Origin of the sequence: Bacillus sp. JJ1533 (assembly GCF_036965045.1) — a bacterium.
Lineage (GTDB): Bacteria > Bacillota > Bacilli > Bacillales > Bacillaceae_L > Ferdinandcohnia.
On the sequence record NZ_JBALOV010000012.1, the window covers coordinates 24108 to 47061 of the forward strand.

The window sequence follows — 22954 nt, forward strand, 5'->3', positions numbered from 1 at the left end:
TAATAGCTACCTTTTCCATCCATTGCGCTTTTCTTTATTACTGTTCCATTTGACGTGCTAGGAATCCAGCGGCCGTTTCGACTGCTTTTTGTTCTACTTCTCCTAGCGCCTTTTCTTTTGATAAAATTACAACTGCACCAATTGGATCTCCATTTGCAATGATCGGACCGATTGTATATGATGAGATTGTTTCATCTGCACCTTCTACGATGGATACTTGGCGTTCTTCTGTTTCTAAAATAGAGGATCTGTCCTCCATCGCTTTTTCGATTAGTTCACTTATGTTTTTATTTAAGTATTCTTTTTTCGATCCTCCTGCAACCGCAATATATGCATCACGGTCACAAATAAGTACTTGATGCCCTAGACTATCAAAAAGGGCCTCTGCATATTCCTTCGCAAAGTCACTTAGTTCACTAATCGGAGAATATTTCTTTAAAATGACCTCCCCATCACGGTCAACAAAGATCTCTAATGGATCTCCTTCTCTAATACGTAGGGTTCTGCGGATCTCTTTTGGGATAACTACTCGACCTAAATCATCAATTCGACGAACAATACCAGTTGCCTTCATTCTTATGATGCCTCACTTTCATCTGATGATTAAAGAATAGTGGTGATTGATAAGAAGTTCAAAAGTCCGGTGAAAATGACACTTCGAATTTCTTCGTTGGCTTGCTTCTCCGTTGCTCACGTATTAACAACATACGCTCCGCTACTCGAAGCTGCGCCGCCTCGAACTTCTTGGTCCTTTTCATCCTCCTTTGAACATGCACTTAATGTACATTTTGTCTGGATTTGAATAAATCACCATTTGTTGTTGAGTTTAGTATCTTACACCAACAAAGTTCTATTCACGATGATTGTGATTTTTCACTGTAGGAAAAAATAACCATACACAAGAACTATAGGTCACTCGTGCTTTGGTTCTATTCACCGAAGTTTTCCCTTTTATTATTACCAGTTAAAGACATGAAGCCAACATTAGACCGCATTTGCATTCTCTTTTTTCACGTTTTGCAACCCTTTAACCATATCATGGATAATACCTAACCATTCGTTCACATCTAGGCCCTTTGTTTGGATGACAATCTTTAACTTACTGCCTTCCATTCCAAGACCAACCATTCGTCCGAATGTGTTTCCTAATTTAAAGATTTTCGCACCATCGATGGTGCTACTAGCCTCTTCAGATAATAGAATAGTGATTTCCTGTTTAACCTGCTTAATGGAGATCACTTGCTCAGCTAATGCATAGACCTTAATTTTAGCAATCTTGAAGAGATCATCTACCTCTTGTGGATATTCACCAAAGCGGTCTATCATTTCCTCTTGAAGTTCCTCGACATCCTCCATTGAAGAAATGCCTCTAAATCGCTTATACATATCAATTTTTTGACGGCCATCTGAAATGTACGAGTCTGGAATATACGCATCTACTTCCACATCAATTTCCACATTGGTTTGTTTTACAGCCGGGGTATCGCCCATTCGCTCTTCAATAGCCTCTTTAAGCATTTGTGAGTAGAGATCAAACCCAACAGAATCAATAAATCCATGCTGCTGAGCTCCTAGTATATTTCCTGCCCCTCGAATCGATAGATCACGCATCGCAATTTTAAAACCTGAACCGAGCTCTGTAAATTCCTTAATAGCTTGGAGTCGTTTTTCGGCAACTTCGTTTAATACCTTATCCTTTCGATACGTAAAATACGCATAGGCAACCCGATTTGACCGCCCTACACGACCTCTAAGCTGATAAAGCTGTGACAGCCCCATTCTGTCTGCGTCCTGAACAATCAATGTATTCACATTCGGAATATCAACACCTGTTTCGATAATGGTTGTTGTTACAAGGACATCAAATTGACCATCCAGAAAGTTCAAAATGACTGATTCAAGTTCATTCTCACTCATTTTTCCATGAGCATAGGCAATCCTCGCATCAGGGACAAGCATCGAGATTTCTTCAGCTTTACGCTCAATATCCTCAACACGGTTATATAAAAAGTACACCTGACCATCTCTTGCCATTTCCCGTTCGATCGCTTCTCTGATGAGTTCACCGTTGTATTCAACCACATAAGTTTGCACAGGGAACCGATTTTCAGGTGGGGTTTCAATTACAGATAGGTCACGAACACCAAGCATGGACATATGAAGTGTCCGCGGGATTGGTGTAGCCGTTAAGGTAAGAACATCAATATTTGCTTTTAACTGTTTAATTTTTTCTTTATGGGTAACACCAAAACGTTGTTCCTCATCAATAATTAATAGTCCAAGGTCCTTATACGTAATATCCTTAGACAAGAGGCGATGTGTTCCGACGACTAGATCAATCGTTCCTGATTTTAGCCCCTTTAATACCTCTGTTTGCTGTTTCTTTGAACGGAAACGACTTAATTGGCCAATTGAAATTGGGAAGTCCTGAAATCTTTCACGAATCGTTTCGTAATGCTGTTGTGCCAAAATTGTGGTTGGAACTAGGAATGCAACCTGCTTTCCATCCATTATCGCTTTGAATGCAGCACGAATAGCAACCTCTGTCTTTCCATAGCCAACATCACCGCAAAGAAGACGATCCATTGGGCGCTCGCGTTCCATATCCTTTTTAATTTCATTAATCGACCTTAGTTGGTCCTCTGTTTCCTGGTATTGGAAGGAAGCCTCAAACTCTCTTTGCATTTCACCATCAGGAGAGAAGGCAAATCCTTTACTTGCTTCACGCTCTGCATATAGCTTAATTAAATCATCCGCAATATCCTGTACCGATGATTCGACCTTCTTCTTAACACGTTTCCAATCGGTACCACCTAATTTGTAAATCTTCGGATCTTTTCCTTCAGAAGCCACATACTTTTGTACCTGTTCAATTTGATCAACCGGTACATAAAGCTTGTCATTGCCTTGATATCGAATATGCAAGTAATCCTTATGGATACCATTGATTTCCAATGTCTCTATTCCTAAATACTTCCCAATCCCGTGGTTAATGTGAACAACATGGTCACCAACTTGTAATTCGGAATAGCTTTTAATACGCTCAGCATTTGAAAGCTTTTGCTTTCGTTTTGTCTTTTGCATTTTTTTCTTGAAAAGCTCTTCCTCTGTGATGACAGCAAGACGTTGCAACGGCAATTCAAAACCATCCTGAAGATCGCCAAGTATGATTTGTGCTTTTCCTAGCAATATATCCCCATCACTTTTACTAGTTAATGCATTGATTTCATAATCTGCTAGGACTTGTTCGAGTTTTTTCACCCGCTCCTCATTAGAACCTAGGAAAACAACAGAGTAATTCCCTTTCTTCCAACGTTCTAGCTCTGATTTTAGAACATGCATTTGTCCATGAAAATTTTGCATCTGTTTACAGGACATATTTAATATGTTCTGTGGGTTTGTATGTGGTACATGCCGTAGAAAAAGCGATAGATAAACCAAAGGATTGACTGATTGTTGAAGAAGCTTCGTGAATGAATGTGACAAAGTCAGATTGTGAATGATCTCACCTTGTGATAAAAGACTTGTCACCCATTCGGCCTCTTCTTTATCTAGACCATCTGCCATCTCCTGAATTCTACTAATTTCATCTAATATAACGATCCCGTCTTTAGGTAAATAGTTTAGTAAACTAGCAGGCTGGTCGTAGAAGAGAGAAAGGTATTTGAACATTTGCTGTATGATTTGCTCATTTTTTAACTGCTCAAGCTCGTAAGAAATATTTTCTATTAATAGCTCTTTTGCCTTTTCATCCTTAACCTTCTTTAAACTTTTGGCTAGACCTTCCTCTAACGCCTGTACGCCTTTTTGCAAATGCGTTGGCGTCAGTAAAATTTCAGTTGCCGGTCCCAGCACGACAGAATTAACTTTTCCTTGTGATCGTTGGTCCTCTAAAGAGAATGTACGAATGGAATCTACTTCTGTATCAAATAACTCAATCCGAACTGGGTTTTCCTCAGTTAACGGATAGATATCGAGAATTCCGCCTCGTACACTATATTCTCCTGGTGCAGAAACCATTGACACACGTTCATAGCCCATCGCAACGAGCTTTTCTAATGTATCTTCCACTTCAATATCATGACCGACCTTAAATGTCAGCTGACTTTCATTCCAAAGCGTTTTGGGTGGAAGTATCCTTTTTAAGCCGGCAATTGGAGCAACAATGACACCTTTAGATTGGTGGCTCCAATAGTTCAGAGCTTCAATCCGTTGCCCTTTCAGCTCTGGGCTTGCAATTCCTATTTCTGATGCAATTAATTCATTAACTGGATATAGGAAAACCTCGTCCTCTTCTAAAAGCCCATTTAAATCCTCATAAATTTTCTGAGCTTGGAACAGATTATGAGTGATAACTAAAATCGGTCGTTTAGTCTGTCTATACAATGCAGCCGTAAATACGGTACGAGCAGACCCAGATAAACCAGCGATTAATTGTTCACGTAAGCCTCCGTCTATTCCGTTGATAATTGATTTTAACTCGTCATTGTTTCCAACATATTGTTGTAGTCCCTTAAGCAACTCGGTTACCCCCTCTCTAAGTTCGTTTATCTTTCCTCATATCTCAATCGAACTTAGGAATCTCAAGTCTTTCTCTTACATAAATAGAAAAACGCTTTGGTGTGTAGGCCAAAGCTTTTCCTCATATTTTATTGAATAAATGATTCATATTGATGATAATCAGGATTACGTTGTAATGCTTCCTGACAATCCTCACATATTGTCTTTACATGGATGTCGCCATTTTCTTGGTATGATATCATCTCTTGTCGTTCCTGGTCTGTTAATTGATGAAACCCGAGACTTTCACTATGTAGGGACAAGTTATCGATGCTTCCAACCTTCACACCACAATGTCGACAATGGTAGTGTAGTGACATAAGAATCCTCCTTATGAGATTACGTTCCATAGTTTACACTTCCTAGTATAAACCGCGAAGAGATTCTTTATTCACATCTACTTACCTAATGATACTACACTACTTCGAATTAAATTCATTCATTACCTGTAAAAATGGTGTAGAGACCCATTTTTCTGCAGCCTCTGCCGATTTTATAATGGCATCCTTTATATCCTGTGTTTCTTCTGTCGAAAAACGTCCTAGAACATAATCTGCTATTTTCATGCCATTTATTGGACGGTTGATTCCAATTCGTATGCGCTTAAACTCTTGCGTGCCCAGATGGTTGATGATGGATTTCATCCCATTATGGCCACCGGCACTTCCCTTTTCACGTAGTCTGATTTTTCCTACTGGAAGATCTAGCTCATCATATACAACAAGTATATCATCTATTAGAATATCATAATAATCCATAAGTGGCCTGATACTTTCTCCCGATAAATTCATAAATGTGAGGGGCTTTAAAAGTAGAACCTTCTCCCCATTTACTATGCCTTGTCCAAACACCCCATTGAATTTTGCCTTATCTAAAGAGATATGTAATCTATCCGATAACTCATCAATAACCTTAAAGCCGACATTATGTCTTGTTTCCTCATACTGCCTACCTGGATTTCCTAACCCAACAATTAGCTTCATGATCCTTCCCCCATTTTATTTATGTAGTTATATGTGACAAAAGGACGTAACCGTATTGGCTACGTCCAATCCTTTAATCTCTTTAATTGCTTTACTTGGATTCGTTTGTTTCTCTGCCTTCTAGATTATCTGGTTGACCAGGCTCTTGTTCCTCACCTGTGCTAATCTCTTCTTCCTGTCTTGGAGCTAGTACAGATGCTACAACCTGCGAAAGGTCCTGATCAATCGTATACTTGCCCTTTGTATCGATATCCTCAAGCTTAATTACATCCCCAACCGCTAGCTGTGACACATCGACATCGATTGTTTGTGGAATGTCTGATGGTAGGGCAGAAATCGATACCTGATGGATCGACTGCTGAAGCACTCCACCATCTTTTACTCCAACTGCTTCCCCAACTAAATTGATATTCACGTCAACAGTTACCTCTGATGACATGTTTACAATTTGGAAATCGGCATGAATGATTTCACTCTTAATTGGATCTGTTTGAAGTTCATGAAGCATGACAGAATGCTTGTTATTGTCAATGGAAAGCTGGATAATCCCATTTCGGCCTGTAGCGCGAATAGTTTTTAAAAAGTCCACACTACTTATATAAATCGGTTGACTTTTGTTTGGGCCATTTAAAACGGCTGGGATGTTTCCTGCTTGTCTAATTTTCGTTAGTGTTGAGTGTTTATCTGTTTCTCGTACAGTCGCTTGTAATACTGCAGACATTGTTATACACCATCCTTGGAAGATTTAGTCATATTACTAAATTTCCCCTAAAGATGGTGAAGTAAACCTTCTTTTTCAAAGAAAAAACGGGTGTCTGCCCATTTAATTAATCAAATAGTGTACTAACAGATTGTTGCTCGTGAACACGGATGATTGCTTCACCAATTAACGGAGCAACTGAAAGTTCCTTAATTTTAGCAATCTTTTTCTCTTCAGGTAAACGAATTGTATTAGTGACAACCAATTCTTTGATTTTTGAATTTTGGATGCGTTCAATTGCTGGCCCTGATAGGACAGGATGTGTACAGCATGCATAAACTTCTGAAGCGCCGTTTTCGACTAATGCATTTGCAGCTAATGTAATGGTTCCTGCTGTATCTATAATATCATCAATTAAAATGGCAGTTTTCCCTTCAATATTTCCAACAATGTTCATAACTTCAGCCACATTTGGTCTTGGTCGACGTTTGTCAATAATCGCAATTGGAGCTTTAAGCCGATCAGCCATTTTACGAGCACGTGTAACCCCACCATGGTCAGGAGAAACTACGACAATGTCTTCAAGGTTTTTGCTTTTAAAATAATCGGATAGAATTGGTACACCCATTAAATGATCAATTAGGATATCAAAAAAGCCTTGAATCTGTGGAGCATGAAGGTCTAGTGTAATCACGCGATCTGCACCTGCTGTTTCTAACAGATTAGCGATTAGCTTAGCAGTAATTGGTTCACGTGCACGGGCTTTACGGTCCTGTCTGGCATATCCATAATAAGGCATGACAATATTAATTGTTTTTGCTGATGCACGTCTTAGTGCATCAATCATGATCAATACTTCCATGATATGCTCATTTACTGGTGCACTCGTAGATTGAATAACAAAAACATCACATCCACGAATACTTTCTTCAATATTAATTTGAACTTCTCCATCGCTAAATCGTGTAACAGAGCACTTTCCGAGCTCAACACCAATCGAATTAGCAATTTCCTCAGCCAAAGGTGCATTCGCATTCAATGAAAATACCTTTAAACTTGAGTCACGGTATTCTTTAGACATGATCTAACCCGACCTCCATTAGGAATTTTTCTTTTGATTTAAACGTTCCACATAATTCTCTTTATTGACTTGACGTGCTCTTGCAATGGAAAGAGCGTTGCTAGGCACTTCATTTGTTATTGTTGAGCCTGCTGCAACATATGCCCCTTTTCCGACCGTTACTGGAGCCACTAGATTTGAATTACAACCGATAAAGGCATTGTCCTCTATTTTCGTTAAGAATTTATTTTTCCCGTCGTAGTTTACGGTGATTGAGCCACATCCAATATTCACGTTTGTGCCGACCTCTGCATCGCCAATATAACTTAAATGAGATGCTTTACTTCCTTCACCGAAAACTGCCTTTTTCAATTCTACAAAGTTTCCTACCTTTACTTTGTCACTGATTTGTGATGCAGGACGAATATGAGCAAACGGCCCAATTGCTACATCATTTCCAATACTACTATCATGCGCAACTGAATGGCGGATTACTGTTCTTTCACCAATTTTGCAATTCTTAATTTCTGAATTTGGACCAATTTCACATTCCGTTCCAATTTCAACATCTCCGATAATGATCGTTCCAGGATGCAGGACAGTATCCGAACCGATTTTCGCATCTGATGAAATGTACGTATTGTCTGGATCAATGATTGTCACACCATTTACCATATGATATTTATTGATTCTTTGTTTCATTAGCTTTTCCGCCTGTGATAATGCGTAACGGTCATTTACTCCCAACGTTTCATCAAATGACGCTGTTTGGAAGGCTGAGACAATTTCACCTTTGTTTTTGAGAATTTCAATCACGTCGGGTAGATAGTACTCACCTTGCACATTATCATTCGATACGTTTGATAGTGCTTCAAACAACGCTTCGTTATCGAAACAATATGTGCCAGTATTGATTTCGGTAATTGTACGTTCTTCTTCTGTTGCATCTTTATGTTCAACAATGCGCTCAACATGTCCTTCTGCATTACGAACAATTCTACCATATCCTGTTGGCTCTGCCGCCACAGCTGTAAGAATTGTTGCTTTCGCTCCTGCCTCCTCATGCTGTTGAAGCAGGGCTTCCATTGTTTCCGCGGTGATAAGAGGAGTATCACCACAAACAACTAAAGTTACCCCCTTTTCATTTGCTAAATGAGTAGCTGCTTGCATAACGGCATGTGCAGTACCTAACTGTTCCTCTTGAAGGGCATATTCACTTTTATCTCCAATTTGTGCTTTTACTTTTTCCGCTCCGTGTCCAACGATTGTCACAAGCTTTTGCAAGGATAATGTTGAAATTTGGTCCACTACATGCTGAACCATCGCTTTTCCACATACAGGGTGTAGAACCTTGTAAAGCTTAGATTTCATACGTGTTCCTTGCCCTGCGGCCAAAATTACGCCATATCGTTTTGTCATGTTTAGGCCTCCATATCAAATTCGCTTCGGCGAATTTGTGCCCAAATTTTCTTAGGCCCACACGAGTTGGATCACAAGACGTTGCCACAGGAACTGGGGTTCTTAGTCTTGAACCTATACTCGAAATTTCGCCTTTAAAAAATCGCGGCATCCGCCAAAGCTTTGATTTTATTCAGTCGGGTTCAACCTCGATTGAATAAAGTTTAAACCTTTTTATCCATTTCGAATATATCTTAAAAATAGACCATTTTCAAGAAAACTAACGAAAGTACACCACTTTTTTGATTGGAAATTTTTAATATGGGGCTAGGAGAAAGAGTATGGGGATAGAAAAAGAGCCTATCAGGTATGTAGGCTCTTCGATGAATCTATATGTTTATTTTAAGATGCTCCTGCTTCTTCAAACTCAACCTCAACTTCACCTAAACGATGATACTCGGCTAGTACTGCGTCTTGGATTTTTCCACGCGTACTTGAGTTAATTGGATGAGCGATATCACGAAACTCTCCATCGGGAGTACGTTTGCTCGGCATAGCAACAAATAAACCATTGTTTCCGTCAATTACACGGATGTCATGAACTACAAATTCATGGTCTAACGTAATTGATGCAATCGCTCTCATTCTACCTTCAGTGTTAACGCGGCGTAATCTAACGTCTGTCACTTCCATTCTGTTCACCACCTTTTTTACTATATAAAAACTTAGTAGTTATTCATATTCAACGGAAAATCGTAATCTCCTGCTAAATATTAAATAATTTTTCAAAAAGATTCATACTTTTTTGTTAATGAACAGAATATTAGTGAAAAAAGCCTTATTTTACAAGTGCAATAACTTCGATTTCAACCAAAACATCTTTTGGAAGTCTTGCTACTTCAACTGTTGAACGAGCTGGTTTGTGTCCAGCAAAGAATTCCCCATATACTTCATTTAATTCCGCAAAATCATCCATGTTTTTTATAAAAACAGTAGCTTTAACGACTGTATCTAAGGATGCACCTGCTTCAGCCAAAATAGCTTGAAGATTTTTGAAAACCTGAGCTGTTTGTTCTTTAATGCCGCCGCTCACTAATTCCCCAGCCGGAGTTAGCGGAATTTGGCCTGAACTAAAAAACATATTGTTAACAATTATTCCTTGGGAATATGGCCCAATTGCTGCTGGAGCCTGGTTTGTTTGAACTTGTTTCATTCTTCTTCCCCCATCTCATCTTCAATCTCAACATGCTTTAGGTAAGATTCATAATTTCCCACTGCTACTTTTATCTGCTTTTCCTTTACATCAACATCTGTCAGCTTTACTAAGGATATGTATTCATCTACAAGTCTTTCTTCGACTCCCTCTGACTCAACGAGGACACCGATTCCCTTTACATTTGCATTGAACTCTTCAAGAATACTGACCATCCCTTTAACAGTACCGCCAGCCTTCATAAAGTCATCAATGATTAAAACATTAGAACCTTCCTTCAGGCTTCTCTTTGCTAACACCATTGTCTGAATCCGTTTGGTTGATCCTGAAACATAATTAATACTCACAGTGGAGCCTTCTGTCACTCGATTTCCATGTCTTACAATTACAACAGGTACATCAAGGTTAGAAGCAACTGCATATGCAAGAGGAATTCCCTTTGTCGCAACAGTCATGACAACATCAATCTCGTGATTGGAATAAATAGAAGCAAAGATTTTCCCGATCTTATTTACAATTCTCGGATCTCCAAGTATATCAGTTAAATATAAATAACCGCCTGGAAGTAGCCGATCAGGATTTGCAATTACCTCACAAAGCTCTTTGACAACCTCACTTGCTTCTTCTTCCCCGACCATTGGAATAAACTTCACACCACCAGCTGCTCCAGCTACTGTAATTAATGTACCAATTCCCTGTTGCTCAAATGTTTGCTTAATAATCGCTAAGTCTTCACTAATGGAGGATTTAGCCGAATCATATTTGTCAGCAAAATAGGAAAGAGATACAAGGTGCTGTGGGTGTAAAAGCAAGTGATTTGTCATATCAACAAGTCTACTACTCCGTCTAAATTTCATGTCTTGCCTCCAAAAACCGAATATTTTATTGTTAATATAACATTAATGTACGTTATAAATCAAATACACCAAGGCACTTTTGATGAATATTTGTTTAATCTTCGTTTCCAATTAAAAAGTAGATTACTTCTTCTAAATAAAGCTACATTTTATTGCGTTCTCCGAGCAGCCGTACTGCATAAACTTGGTCACAAAAGCCACGTAATCCGTTATAAATCCGATGCATTCTTGACTCTCTTTGCACAAGGCCAAAAACGGTTGGACCACTACCGCTCATTAAAACAGCATCTGCACCAAATCGTTTCATTTGTTCTTTAATATGAGCCACTTCTGGATGAAGTTTTAAAGTTACGTCCTCTAAAACATTACCGACTCGACTGCAAATACCATCAAAGTCCTTCGTTTCGATTGCTCGAATCATCCCATCCACATCTGGATGGTTAATTTGATCAATCGAAAGATTTCGATACACTTCTGCTGTCGAAACGCCAATCGTTGGCTTTGCTAGAATAATCCAGCAATGTGGAGGTGCGGGTAATTCTGAAATAATTTCTCCCCTACCTGTTGCTAGGGCCGTCCCTCCATATACACAAAAAGATACATCTGAGCCAATTTCCGCACCAATTGATGCCAGTTCATCCAAACTTAGTCCTAGGCCCCAAAATTTGTTCAATCCTCTTAACGTCGCGGCTGCATCGCTGCTTCCGCCTGCTAATCCTGCTGCAACTGGGATTGATTTAGTAATCGAAATGACTACGCCTTTTTTCACACCGAATCGTTTCTTTAATAAGTTTGCCGCCTGATAGGCCAAATTGCGGCTATCATCTGGTACAAAACGATTATGTGATATGACCTTTATTTCATCTCCCTCATAATCGGATAATTCAAGCCTGTCCGATAGATCAATGGTTGTCATAATCATCCGCACCTCATGATAACCATCCTGGCGTTTATGTAGTACATCAAGCGCCAAATTGATCTTTGCTGGGGCCTTAACTAATAATTTCATGAAAACACCTGCTTTAAACGTAAATTCAATATTGCCATTGTACCACAAAGTAAACGTCGTAAAACAGTGACGTCTTAATGTCTGCACTGTTTTTTATGTAATTTATAAAGTAAGACCTTTTACCTATAAAAAGAAAGCCGAAGCAAATTTGCTCCGGCGCCGTAGTTAAAATAATTGTTTTTAATGGTTTTGTCCTTTATTGGCAAGCTGTTGTTGTCCAATTTCAATTGCACGTTTCACCATATTTCCAGCATCACGTGAACGAATTGCACCCCAACCTTCTTTTTTTACGGTATCGTAAAAACCGAGTTCTTTTGCTAATTCTTCTTTAAAAGCTTCTGACATGATACCACGACGTCTTCCCAATAACTACAACCCCTTTCTCATCTACGACATACTTAGTATTTGAAGATGATGGGTTAGTTATAGTATCAAATTTTGGGCCCACAGGACTTTGGGTCACAAAGACGTTGATAGAGGACGTGGCGTTCTTAGTCTTTAAACGTATACTTTAAAAATTTCCTTTTAAAATGGATGTCTTTACCAGAGACTTAACTGTATTAAGTGTTAACACTATACATAAAAAATATACTTTTTTACTATAAACAACAAACAACGCGGTACTTTATGAAAAAGTACCGCTTTGTTTGAAAAAAATAAAAAAGCAGCAAACAAAAATGTCTACTGCCCACTTATCGCTACGTTCCCGGATGTCTCATCAAAGAATGTTAATTGAACGGTTTCTGTAAGGATATCAGCATAGCTGTATGAAACTCGCTCAAAGGAATTCTCATCCTGGTCTAGTTCAATTACAAATACAGAGGGGTACGTTTCAGCGAGCACTCCTGAGCGCTCTATTGTTTTTCTACGACCACCATTTGCCTTTAATGTAAGTCGCTTACCTAAATTTGTATCTAGAGACCTTTTAATATCAAGCAAAGTTTTTGCCATTTCACTCCACCTCACTATGTATTAGTATACCAAAAAAAACGCCGAACGTCAAACAAAACTAAAATTATAACAATGATACAAAATACTTGTCAATAAGTATTTTCCAACAAATTTCTCAGCACACAACCCCTAGTATGTTCAAAAGTGCAGTCAATATGTATAAAAACACGGATTTATTTTCATCGACAAAATTTTCACTTAATCCCATATGTAATAAAATACCAAAGGGATCTCAAGCGTTACGCTGTTAGAGATCCCCAATTCCCTCTTCATCAACCAATTTTTGATAGGGCATACCCGTTCGTAAAACACCCTTTGTTTCTATTCCACCAAGACCTTTTTCACCTGTTAATGTATTGCGCAAAACATCCCACACATTGATTCTTTCATCAAATGGAGTAAAACAAATTTTTGCAACGATATAAACAGGGTCTAGGGCATGTATATTGACTCTAGACGGTGAACTTGCATAATTTGCCCCTGCACGTATCAAAGACTCAAAATGAGACTGACAGGCGCCTGCAAAGATGACAAGCTGATCTAAATGCGGAACTCTTTTTCTAGCTTGTCGAACTGTTTGAGCGAAATGACGGGAATGTCGATACGCTTTTAATTCCGTGACCTTTCCCTTTGATTTAGAATATGCATCATGACCAGTTATCACAAGTATATCAGGCCTGTATTTTTCAAGTAATTCATCTATTCTTTCGGGCATTTCCTTTTCATGACAGTGATACCCATAGACAGGAACCCCAATTTTTTCATATAACATCATGCATTTTTTTAAATAGTTGGGGTCACCATCAATGTGCAAAACTCTTCCTGGGATTTGAAAAAAATCGGCATTATTTGAATAGCCCCCTGTCGCATAGTATTCATTTTTTTGTCTAACCAATTGATAATCTTGTCGAAACAGTCGATAGGAATGATCCACCTTTTCCCGATCGGTTCGCTGCCTTTTCAGCCTTTCATCCTCGTCAATTAAGACTAAGTCATCATACGGAGCATCTGCAATCAACCTTACATCCTCACCATATAAATAAACAGTTTGGTCATGTGTTATCTCAGTTACTTTGAACAATAAATCAAACTGATATGATTTACGTGCAACAATATCGCCAACTTTTATATCCATCCTCACCCACTCCAACTTCTGAGGTTATTTCCGTTTAAAAGGAGGTCAAAAAGGAGGATGAAAAGGACCACGTCGACAAAAACGCCACGTCCTGTGGCATTGTCGACACTAGCACATCCTGTGCGTCGAAAATTCGAGGCGGCGCAGCTTTGAGCACCGGAACGTATGTCATTAATACGTGAGGAGCGGAAAAGCAAGCCAACGAAGAATTTCGATGTGTCATTTTCACCGGACTTTTTGAACATCCGCTATTGAGATGCCTTCTTGTTAGCCTATGCAGTATACCTCCTAGTGGTGAGGAGTAAAAAAGGGTGCAAAAAAAGACCTACTATGCAGTAGGCCCATCATTCAAAACTTTATGTAATGCATCACTTAAACGCCCAAACTCTTCAATGGATAATGTTTCACCACGGCGTCGCGGATCAATATTTGAAGCGGCTAAACAGCCTTCAATTGCCTCCTTAAACACCTTCCCATTTGGCATATTCGAGGTTAAGTTATTTAAGATTGTCTTTCTCCTTTGTCCAAAAGATGCTCGAACAACGTCAAAAAAGAAGGATTCACTTTCAACTTTAATAGCGGGTTCCTTTCTCTTTAACAAACGAATCACTGCTGAATCCACATTTGGTTGCGGAACAAATACGGTTTTTGGAACCGTCATGACGGTTTCAGCGGTTGTATAGTATTGGATGGCAATTGACAAGGAGCCGTAATCTTTTGTACCGGGAGCGGCTGAAATCCGGTCAGCCACTTCCTTTTGAAGCATGACAACAATGCCCCTTAATGGGAGGTTTTCTGTTAGCAACTTCATAATAATTGGTGTTGTTACATAATACGGTAAATTAGCGACTACCATGATATCATTGATTCCCTGCATTTTATTATGAATGACAGACTGGACATCTGCCTTTAAAACATCCTCATGGATAATCTCGACATTTGGATATGGTGATAAGGTGTCCGCTAAAATCGGCAATAATCGGCCATCAATTTCAAATGCAACAACCTTTTTTGCACGCTTAGCAAGCTGCTCGGTTAATGCGCCAATTCCAGGTCCAATTTCAATCGCAGCCGTTTCTTCCGTAATTTCTGCATGATCAACGATACGATGTAAAATATTCGTATCAATTAAAAAGTTCTGTCCTAAACTTTTCTTAAACGAAAAACCATGCTTTTCCAAAATAGCTCTGGTTCTTATAGGTGTGGCTATATCTTTAATCACGTTGCCTTTCCCCCTGTAGCACTTTTTCAACGGCCTCGTCAAATGCCTCTTTTGTAATCTGAAACATCTGTAGACGCTTATAAAGCTGTTTTCCGTTAGTATAACCAATTTTCAAAAGAACGCCTAGTTTTTCCCTTCGTTCCTTTGCCATACTGCCACCAACCAATCCAGCGTCCACTAGAGCGTCAAATTCAATTTCCGAGTGAAAGTCCTCTTGTTCCTGTTTAACGTCTGCTAAGGCCTTTCTAATCGCCTCTGGAGTGGCATGCTCCACACCTACCTTTTTACCTGACTTTGCTAGAGCCTCATTTTTAGGTAAAAAAGCATGTTTACATCCCGGAACCGCTTTTGCAACGATTTTACGAATTCGTTCACCAGGGTAGTCTGGGTCTGTAAAAACTATAACGCCTCTAACCTCGTGAGCATGTTTGATTCGTTCTAATACTTCTTTATTAACGGCTGAGCCATTTGTTTCTATTGTGTCAGCATCGACTGCTCGTTGAATCGCGACGGTGTCATCTTTTCCTTCCACAACAATTATTTCTTTTATTTTCATATTTTTTGAAACCTTTCTCGTTTGAATTCGTCTAACAATATAGATACAAATATTACATTATTATAACAAAAAAGACATAAATAAAAACAGAAATGCTGAAGCGCCTTTGAAGCGGAACATCGACTAACTACTGCCACGTCCTGTGGCAAACGTCGATGTCAGCACTTCCTGTGCAAGTCCGACAAGCATAAGAAAAGCCGGCGAGAAGGATGCTGTTTATCCTTCTTGACGGATTGGCTTAAGACCTCTAGCTGCTCAAAGCATAGCTTTTCGCAAGATACTCCTAGAAGATTATTCAGGATGAAAACTGGCTAGGCGCTGAAGCTAGACATAAAAAAAACAGAGGAATACCTCCTCTGTTACGTGCAAGTTAATTTAAGATTTGAATTTTCACCTTTCGTTGCCCCCAACGGAAGGCTTGAGATTTCTCTGAGAAAAAGACATCAATTTTATAACCTTTAATATCTGTGCCCTTATCGGCTGCTATCGCATAGCCATACCCTTCCACATACACTTTTGTACCTAGTGGAATGATGCTTGGATCAACTGCAATTACTTTTACATTTGGATTAGCACGAAGGTTAATTCCAGTCGCAGTTGTTCCTGAACACCCGCTGCAGTACGCAGTATAAGCTGTAGAGGATACATAGAATTCCTTTGATGCATTAGCTGTACCACGGGAAACCTGTTGCACAATTTCACGCGTACCAACTGCAACAACCTTATCCTTACTATCCGCTAAGGTTTCTGTTTTGATAAGATCTCTTGAAACTTCTTTTCCATTCTCAAGAACGACTTCATAGTGCTTTGCAACCTTACCCTCTTGGCCTGAGGTTACAACCTTTTCTTTGCCTTTTTCAATGCTGTTGTCTTTTTTACGAACAACCGCAAAGGCAACTGACTCTTCCACTACATCGGTGACTTTTTCTACTCGTACAACATTAATGACACTATTTGCTGTAATCTGTTCTTCCATTCCTGGCTCTACTCGATCCAATTCATTTAGTGCAACATTTTGACCTTTTAAAAAGTCAGCGACAGTAGTCGAAGTGGACCATACTTGCTTTTCCGTACCGCCGTCATTAAGTGTAAGTTGAAACGCCTTTTCAACCTCTACTTTTATATTTTTTGTTAGCTTTGTATCTAAACTTGGATTGACTTTATCATGCTCTGTAATTTCTACCTTCTCATCTTTGAAAAGATCTCCCACGGTTTTAACTGTTGTCCAGACCTTTTGCGGTTGGTTATCAACTACAAGTTCAACCGGAATGGCCTCTTGCCACGTCACCTTCAAATTGTCCTTGATTGCCGTATCCATAGATGGTGAAAGCTCGTCATGTTTTGAGACATCAATCTCTAAATCCTGTAGAACTTCAGCAACCGTGTTTGCGTGCGTCCTTATAACTTGCTCATTTCCATTTAGTGATAGTGTAACTGTATCCTTAGTGGTTTCATACGCAGCATAACCTGTACCGGCACCTGCTAAAACTATAAAACTACTTATCGCGACTATTAATCTCTTTTTGTGCTTCGACTCGGAAAACAGTTTTTTCATGTTTGTAAGCAAACGAAAAACGCCTCCTTCTCTCAGTGGATTATATAAAGGATATATTAATCTGTCAACCCCACCCCTTCTTACGTCACCGTTGTAGAATATTATGCAAGAAGAATATTTAAAAAGGAAGAATTAGTTGTCGACAAAGATATATATGAGACGAAGGAAGCATGTAGAACTTTTTCTAATTCACTTAGCGTTGGACAAGCTACCCTATTTTTTGACAAAATTTGCTATCATTTTATGCCGAAAAACCGCTTCGCATTGTCGGATGTTTTTTGTGCTATTTCCTCGAATGAAACCCCTTTTAGCTCTGCAATTTGCTCTGCTACATATTTCACATAGCTTGGTTCATTCCGTTTTCCCCGAAAAGGATGTGGGGTTAAGTATGGGCAATCTGTTTCAATTAAGAGACGATCTAGAGGAATTTCTGCTGCCACTTCTTTTGGTTTTTTTGCGTTTTTGAATGTAACAGGACCGCCAAATGATATGTAGAAATTCATATCGATACATTGTTTAGCCACTTCGATACTTCCTGTAAAGCAGTGCATAATTCCGCCTACTTCACTTGCATTCTCTTCTTGTAGAATCTCAATAATATCAGCGGTAGCTTCTCGATTATGAATGATAATCGGCAATTTTACTTTCTTTGCTAATGCGATTTGCTTTCTGAAGACTTCCTTTTGAATATCCTTTGGAGACTTGTCCCAATGGTAATCAAGACCCATTTCTCCTAATGCTACAACCTTTGGATGGGCACTAAGCTCTTCGATCCACTTGAGGTCTTCATCCGTCATATCGATCGCATCAACTGGATGCCAACCGACAGTCGCATAGATAAACTCGTATTGATCGGCTAATTCTATGGCTCTCGTTATAGTTTCACGGTCAAAGCCGACGACAACAATTTTTTCTACGCCTACAGTTAGTGCTCTATCGATTACTTCATCTAAATCGTCTTGATACTGTATCGCATTTAAATGGGCATGTGTATCAATTAACATCTTAAGACTCCTTTATTCGCGTAATTCTTGTATGTAAAAAGGACAGATGACTCTGTCCTTTTTGACTATTTTACTTTGGCTCCGTTTGGCAGGCTTTGGTCAATCGTTGCGACCGATAGCTTTCCGTCAACAGATCCTGCTAATATCATACCCTGTGATAGCTCACCACGAAGTTTAACAGGTTTAAGATTCGTTACACAAATTACCTTTTTACCTACTAATTCTTCTGGCTTGTAATACTGGGCAATACCTGATACAACCTGGCGCTTTTCAAAGCCTAAGTCTAGCTGAAGCTTTAACAGCTTATCAGCCTTTTTCACTGGTTCGACCTGGAGTACCTCAGCAACACGCAGCTCAACCTTCATGAAATCATCGATTGTGATTTCGTCCGCTTGTTCCACTTCCTGTACTGGTTCTTCCTTTTTCGTACCGCCCTGCATTTTTTCCTTAATATATTCAACTTCCTCGTCAATTTCTAAACGTGGAAAAATTGGGTCGCCCTTTGCTACCTTAATACCTTCTTGTTTCATTCCAAATTCAGTTAGGCTTTCCCATGTTTTCAATGCATCATCTTTAATACCAAGCTGATCAAAAATAGCTCCTGGTGTTTTGATTAAAAATGGTTCAAGCATAATCGCTGTAAAACGAAGAGATTCTGCTAAATGACTCATGATAGAACCTAATTCATCTTTTTTCGCTTCATCTTTTGCAACTACCCAAGGCTGTGTTTCATCAATATACTTATTTGTACGACTTACAAACTGCCATAGGGCTGTAAGTGCAACAGAAAACTCCATTTTTTCCATGGCCTCTTCATATTTTGCAACAGTTTCCACTGCGAAATTTGATAACTGTGTATCATATTCTGATTGATTACCACTATATGCTGGAATCGTACCATCAAAATATCGGCCAATCATCGCAACAGTTCGATTTAATAAGTTTCCTAAGTCATTTGCTAAATCAAAATTGATTCTTTCAACGAATCCTTCAGGAGTAAACACACCGTCAGCACCAAAAGGAACCTCACGTAATAAGTAATAACGTAGAGAATCGAGCCCGTAGCGGTCAATTAATGTGACTGGATCCACGACATTTCCCTTTGATTTTGACATTTTTCCATCCTTCATTAACAACCAGCCATGGGCAAATACCTTTTTCGGTAAAGGTAAATCTAATGCCATCAGCATAATAGGCCAATAGATCGTATGGAAACGAACAATTTCCTTCCCTACTAAATGAACATCAGCTGGCCAATATTTTTGGTATTTCGTATCATCTTCTGTACCATACCCTAGAGCCGTAATATAGTTTGATAGTGCATCAATCCAAACATAAATAACATGCTTTGGATCACCAGGTACTTTAACTCCCCAATCAAAGGTTGTTCTTGATACAGCTAGATCCTCAAGTCCGGGCTTAATGAAGTTATTAATCATTTCATTTTTGCGGGATTCAGGCTGGATGAATTCTGGGTTTTCTTCATAATACGTTAACAAGCGATCTACATATTTACTCATTTTAAAGAAATAAGATTCTTCCTTCACCTTTTCAACTGGACGACCACAGTCTGGGCAATTTCCATCGACTAATTGTCTTTCCGTAAAGAAGGATTCACAAGGTGTACAGTACCAGCCCTCATATTGATCAAGGTAGATATCTCCTTGTTTGACAAGTTGATCAAAAATCTTTTCCACAACTTTTTTATGACGGTCCTCTGTTGTACGGATAAAATCATCGTAAGAGATCTCTAGTTTCTTCCAAAGTTCTTGGATTCCCGATACAATCTCGTCTACATATGCTTGAGGGGTTACACCCTTCTCCGCAGCAGAACGTTGTATTTTTTGACCATGTTCATCAGTTCCTGTTAAGAACATTACATCATATCCACGTAGTCTTTTATATCGAGCCATAGCATCCGCAGCTACAGTTGTATAAGCGTGTCCTATATGTAATTTCCCACTTGGATAATAAATGGGTGTGGTTAAATAAAATGTTTTTTTCTCTTGAGCCATCAGTAAACCTCCTCTAAAATACGCTCGAATAAGTAAGACATTCCTATTCATCTATTCCTATTATATCTTCAAAATATACCTAAAGCACAAGGGGAATGTCAATTTATAGAGATTTATATGTATATGTCATTAAAAATAAAGGGGTACTATTCGACAAAGTATAAATTTACATCCTCTTTTTCGACAAATTTCAACAAAACGCTATTTTTTTGTCGAATTTGATTTGAGTTTTTCCCTCTATTATGATACAGACTTTTTTCCATTAATAGTTGATTCATAATGTCAAATGTCTTATAAAACCCTTCTGTTATAAGACACCGCGTACCATTTTTATACATATTTTAAAAGAATTGTAGTTAAAAATGATTGACGTTAAATGGAAATCTTGATATTATTATCTAGAAATCAATTTGTCGAAAATTGACGATAGAGAGATAAATAAAAAACAAATATTGAGAGGAGAAAAAACATATGAAATCTACAGGTATTGTTCGTAAAGTTGATGAATTAGGACGTGTTGTTATTCCTATCGAGCTTCGTCGTACATTAGACATCGCTGAAAAAGATGCTCTTGAAATTTATGTAGACGATGACAAAATCATTTTAAAGAAATATAAGCCAAATATGACTTGCCAAATTACTGGTGAAATTTCTGATGATAATTTCACTCTTGCTAATGGTAAGATCGTTCTTAGCCGTGAAGGTGCTGAGCAAATCCTTAGAGAACTTCAAGATAATCTTGCAGTTGTAAAATAATAGATCATACACAAAAAGCTTCTCGACCTGAGAAGCTTTTTTCTTTTTTACAAACCGTGATATTCTTGATAAATGACTCTCTTTTGCTGATTTCGGTCTTTTGCAACTTGTTTAATGGCTTCTTTGGTTGCCATGGAATCAGTCTCGACATAATGATTGACATGTTGTTCGATTGATAAGTCTTCCCACCATACCTCTGTAAAATCTTCCTTGCTTAGAGTAGTCCCCTCTACAACTAGACAGAACTCGCCGCGAATTGTATCCTCCTCTGTCCATGCAAGGATTTCATCCAAGTCTCCACGAATAAACTCTTCAAATTTCTTCGTTAATTCTCTGGAAACTGAGATTTTACGATTTCCTAAAACCTCTCGCATAATCTTTAATGTTTCTTTCAAGCGATGTGGTGCTTCATAAAAAAGCATCGTTGCTTGAATATGAACTAAACCTTCCAATTGCTTTCGTTTCTCTTTCTTATTTCGGTCTAGAAACCCATAGAAATAAAAAGGTTGTGCACTTAGTCCAGATGCAATTAAAGAGGTTAATGCCGCATTTGCACCAGGCAGTGGAACGACATACATTTTTTCTTGAACGGCTTCAACCACTAATTCATAGCCTGGGTCGGAAATCGTCGGCATGCCTGCATCACTGACGAGAGCCACATTTTTTCCTTCTCGTAGCAATGTTAGAATTTTATCCCCGCTCACCTTTTTATTATGTTCATGATAACTAATTACCGGTGTTTCAATCTCAAAATAATTGCAAAGCTTTTTAGTTTGCCTTGTATCTTCCGCTGCAATAAAAGCAGATTCCTTCATGATCTTAATTGCCCGGAAAGTCATATCCTCCAAATTCCCAATTGGAGTTGGAACGAGATATAAGGTCCCATATTCATAATTTGGTTGAAAGCTTTTTTGCTGCCACATATCGCTCCTCACTTTCCATTGCTAGCAACCGTTCCTTTTCAGGTCGCTTCAATCGTTTAAATCTATATTCTGCACGCATCGCTTCTTCTTTCGTTTCAAACTCAGCAGCAAATAATAATGTGATCGGGCCTCTTCCTCTTGTATATTTGGCTCCTTTTCCTTCATTATGCTTTTTCATCCTTTGCTCAACATCGGTTGTATAACCGGCATAATAAGTTCCATCCTTGCATTCCAGGACATAAAAATAATGCTTATTCGTCTCCATAGAGAATTTTCCTTATCTCTTTTGTATACTCATTATGTTCATCATATACATATAGGGGAGGTAAAATTTTCAAGTCTGCATTCCCCTGTTTAATTCCTTCAACTAAAATAGTGTTTGCCTCTTTGCCTAGTCTCGGATGCACAAATTGCAGACGCTTTGGCTCAATCCGGTATTGTCTCATCAAGGTTAGAATGTCCATTAGCCGCCCAGGACGGTGAACAAATGCAACCTTTCCCCCTTGCTTCACCAATTGGCTGCTAACGCGGACAACATCCTCTAAAGTACAATATATTTCATGTCGAGCAATTGCAAGATGTTCATTTTTATTAATTTCATCTGCTTTTGGAGTTGGAAAATACGGTGGATTACATGTGACAACATCATATTTTCCTCGTCCCAGCTTTTCAGGCATGTCCTTAATATCCCCATGAATGATTGAAAGTTGATTTGAAAGTTCATTATACTCAATGCTGCGTTTTGCCATATCGTATATACGTTCTTGAATTTCAACCCCTGTAATCTCCGCCTTTGATCTCCTGCTTAATAATAAGGGAATAACCCCATTGCCTGTACATAAATCAATGATTTTTCCTTTTTGGATGGGTACATACACAAATCTTGCTAAAAGCACAGTATCCAATGAAAAAGCAAAGACAGAAGGGCTTTGGATGATTCTTAAATTCTCTGCTAACAAATGATCTAATCGTTCACCATCACGTAATTCAACCATTGCATTCTGTTTCCTTCCCTACGGTTATCTATGTATCATGTATCATTATAAGTCTTTTTGTT

At 38.8% G+C, this 22954-nt stretch carries 24 protein-coding genes; 1 reads left to right on the forward strand and 23 read right to left on the reverse strand.

Features of this window, described 5'->3' with window-relative positions:
• Positions 1-37: 37 nt before the first annotated feature.
• The 20 genes from spoVT to metG all read right to left on the reverse strand — a co-directional run bounded on the left by spoVT (position 38) and on the right by metG (position 20269).
• Positions 38-574 (reverse strand): stage V sporulation protein T, encoded by a 537-nt coding sequence (spoVT, locus tag V7138_RS06470; RefSeq protein WP_335395150.1) that lies wholly within the window; start codon positions 572-574, stop codon positions 38-40.
• Positions 575-632: 58 nt separating this feature from the next.
• The gene (locus V7138_RS06475) at positions 633-758 is read right to left on the reverse strand and encodes a hypothetical protein (protein WP_335395152.1); all 126 of its coding nucleotides are present in this window, start codon (positions 756-758) and stop codon (positions 633-635) included.
• A 226-nt stretch (positions 759-984) separates the two neighbouring features.
• A complete protein-coding gene (gene mfd, locus V7138_RS06480; RefSeq protein ID WP_335395155.1) occupies positions 985-4521 on the reverse strand; it encodes a transcription-repair coupling factor in 3537 nt (1178 codons plus the stop codon).
• Between the two features lie 128 nt (positions 4522-4649).
• The gene (locus V7138_RS06485; protein ID WP_335395157.1) at positions 4650-4880 is read right to left on the reverse strand and encodes an anti-sigma-F factor Fin family protein; all 231 of its coding nucleotides are present in this window, start codon (positions 4878-4880) and stop codon (positions 4650-4652) included.
• A gap of 99 nt (positions 4881-4979) precedes the next feature.
• Positions 4980-5543, reverse strand: coding sequence for an aminoacyl-tRNA hydrolase (pth, locus tag V7138_RS06490; protein ID WP_335395160.1), 564 nt, complete (start codon positions 5541-5543; stop codon positions 4980-4982).
• Between the two features lie 91 nt (positions 5544-5634).
• Positions 5635-6264, reverse strand: a complete 630-nt coding sequence (locus V7138_RS06495) for a 50S ribosomal protein L25/general stress protein Ctc (RefSeq protein WP_335395162.1) — start codon at positions 6262-6264, stop codon at positions 5635-5637.
• A gap of 106 nt (positions 6265-6370) precedes the next feature.
• A complete protein-coding gene (locus V7138_RS06500) occupies positions 6371-7324 on the reverse strand; it encodes a ribose-phosphate diphosphokinase (RefSeq protein WP_335395164.1) in 954 nt (317 codons plus the stop codon).
• A gap of 18 nt (positions 7325-7342) precedes the next feature.
• A complete protein-coding gene (gene glmU, locus V7138_RS06505) occupies positions 7343-8722 on the reverse strand; it encodes a bifunctional UDP-N-acetylglucosamine diphosphorylase/glucosamine-1-phosphate N-acetyltransferase GlmU (RefSeq protein WP_335395165.1) in 1380 nt (459 codons plus the stop codon).
• 381 nt (positions 8723-9103) lie between these two features.
• Positions 9104-9394, reverse strand: coding sequence for a septation regulator SpoVG (gene spoVG, locus V7138_RS06510; protein WP_010285377.1), 291 nt, complete (start codon positions 9392-9394; stop codon positions 9104-9106).
• A 145-nt stretch (positions 9395-9539) separates the two neighbouring features.
• Positions 9540-9914 (reverse strand): RidA family protein, encoded by a 375-nt coding sequence (locus tag V7138_RS06515; RefSeq protein WP_335395168.1) that lies wholly within the window; start codon positions 9912-9914, stop codon positions 9540-9542.
• The gene (gene purR / locus V7138_RS06520) at positions 9911-10771 is read right to left on the reverse strand and encodes a pur operon repressor (RefSeq protein ID WP_335395170.1); all 861 of its coding nucleotides are present in this window, start codon (positions 10769-10771) and stop codon (positions 9911-9913) included. The genes V7138_RS06515 and purR overlap by 4 nt, the downstream gene beginning before the upstream one ends.
• Before the next feature lie 142 nt (positions 10772-10913).
• Complete coding sequence (gene ispE / locus V7138_RS06525) at positions 10914-11780, reverse strand: 4-(cytidine 5'-diphospho)-2-C-methyl-D-erythritol kinase (RefSeq protein WP_335395172.1); 867 nt, start codon at positions 11778-11780, stop codon at positions 10914-10916.
• A 180-nt stretch (positions 11781-11960) separates the two neighbouring features.
• Positions 11961-12146, reverse strand: a complete 186-nt coding sequence (locus tag V7138_RS06530; RefSeq protein WP_335395175.1) for a small, acid-soluble spore protein, alpha/beta type — start codon at positions 12144-12146, stop codon at positions 11961-11963.
• A gap of 315 nt (positions 12147-12461) precedes the next feature.
• Positions 12462-12731, reverse strand: a complete 270-nt coding sequence (gene veg / locus V7138_RS06535; protein ID WP_116354422.1) for a biofilm formation stimulator Veg — start codon at positions 12729-12731, stop codon at positions 12462-12464.
• Between the two features lie 247 nt (positions 12732-12978).
• Positions 12979-13866 (reverse strand): sporulation peptidase YabG, encoded by an 888-nt coding sequence (gene yabG, locus V7138_RS06540; protein WP_335395178.1) that lies wholly within the window; start codon positions 13864-13866, stop codon positions 12979-12981.
• Between the two features lie 328 nt (positions 13867-14194).
• On the reverse strand, positions 14195-15088 hold the full coding sequence (gene rsmA / locus V7138_RS06545) for a 16S rRNA (adenine(1518)-N(6)/adenine(1519)-N(6))-dimethyltransferase RsmA (protein WP_335395180.1): 894 nt from the start codon (positions 15086-15088) through the stop codon (positions 14195-14197).
• Positions 15081-15644, reverse strand: a complete 564-nt coding sequence (gene rnmV, locus V7138_RS06550; RefSeq protein WP_335395182.1) for a ribonuclease M5 — start codon at positions 15642-15644, stop codon at positions 15081-15083. Before rnmV ends, rsmA begins: the two co-directional genes overlap by 8 nt.
• Before the next feature lie 370 nt (positions 15645-16014).
• The gene (locus V7138_RS06555) at positions 16015-17211 is read right to left on the reverse strand and encodes a ubiquitin-like domain-containing protein (protein ID WP_335395184.1); all 1197 of its coding nucleotides are present in this window, start codon (positions 17209-17211) and stop codon (positions 16015-16017) included.
• A 224-nt stretch (positions 17212-17435) separates the two neighbouring features.
• The gene (locus V7138_RS06560) at positions 17436-18203 is read right to left on the reverse strand and encodes a TatD family hydrolase (protein ID WP_335395188.1); all 768 of its coding nucleotides are present in this window, start codon (positions 18201-18203) and stop codon (positions 17436-17438) included.
• A gap of 65 nt (positions 18204-18268) precedes the next feature.
• Positions 18269-20269: a methionine--tRNA ligase gene (gene metG, locus V7138_RS06565; RefSeq protein WP_335395190.1), complete on the reverse strand. Its 2001-nt coding sequence runs from the start codon at positions 20267-20269 to the stop codon at positions 18269-18271.
• A 420-nt stretch (positions 20270-20689) separates the two neighbouring features.
• On the opposite strand from metG, the gene V7138_RS06570 reads away from it, so the two are divergent.
• Positions 20690-20974 carry an AbrB/MazE/SpoVT family DNA-binding domain-containing protein gene (locus V7138_RS06570; RefSeq protein WP_335395192.1) on the forward strand — a complete coding sequence of 95 codons (285 nt, stop codon included), beginning with the start codon at positions 20690-20692 and terminating at the stop codon, positions 20972-20974.
• A 47-nt stretch (positions 20975-21021) separates the two neighbouring features.
• On the opposite strand, the gene rsmI is transcribed toward V7138_RS06570, so the two are convergent.
• Genes rsmI through V7138_RS06585 form a run of 3 tightly spaced genes read right to left on the reverse strand, consistent with a single transcriptional unit; the run spans position 21022 to position 22892 of the window.
• A complete protein-coding gene (rsmI, locus tag V7138_RS06575; protein WP_335395195.1) occupies positions 21022-21897 on the reverse strand; it encodes a 16S rRNA (cytidine(1402)-2'-O)-methyltransferase in 876 nt (291 codons plus the stop codon).
• The gene (locus V7138_RS06580) at positions 21863-22162 is read right to left on the reverse strand and encodes a GIY-YIG nuclease family protein (RefSeq protein ID WP_335395197.1); all 300 of its coding nucleotides are present in this window, start codon (positions 22160-22162) and stop codon (positions 21863-21865) included. Before V7138_RS06580 ends, rsmI begins: the two co-directional genes overlap by 35 nt.
• The gene (locus tag V7138_RS06585) at positions 22149-22892 is read right to left on the reverse strand and encodes a tRNA1(Val) (adenine(37)-N6)-methyltransferase (RefSeq protein WP_335395200.1); all 744 of its coding nucleotides are present in this window, start codon (positions 22890-22892) and stop codon (positions 22149-22151) included. Before V7138_RS06585 ends, V7138_RS06580 begins: the two co-directional genes overlap by 14 nt.
• Between the last annotated feature and the right edge of the window lie 62 nt (positions 22893-22954).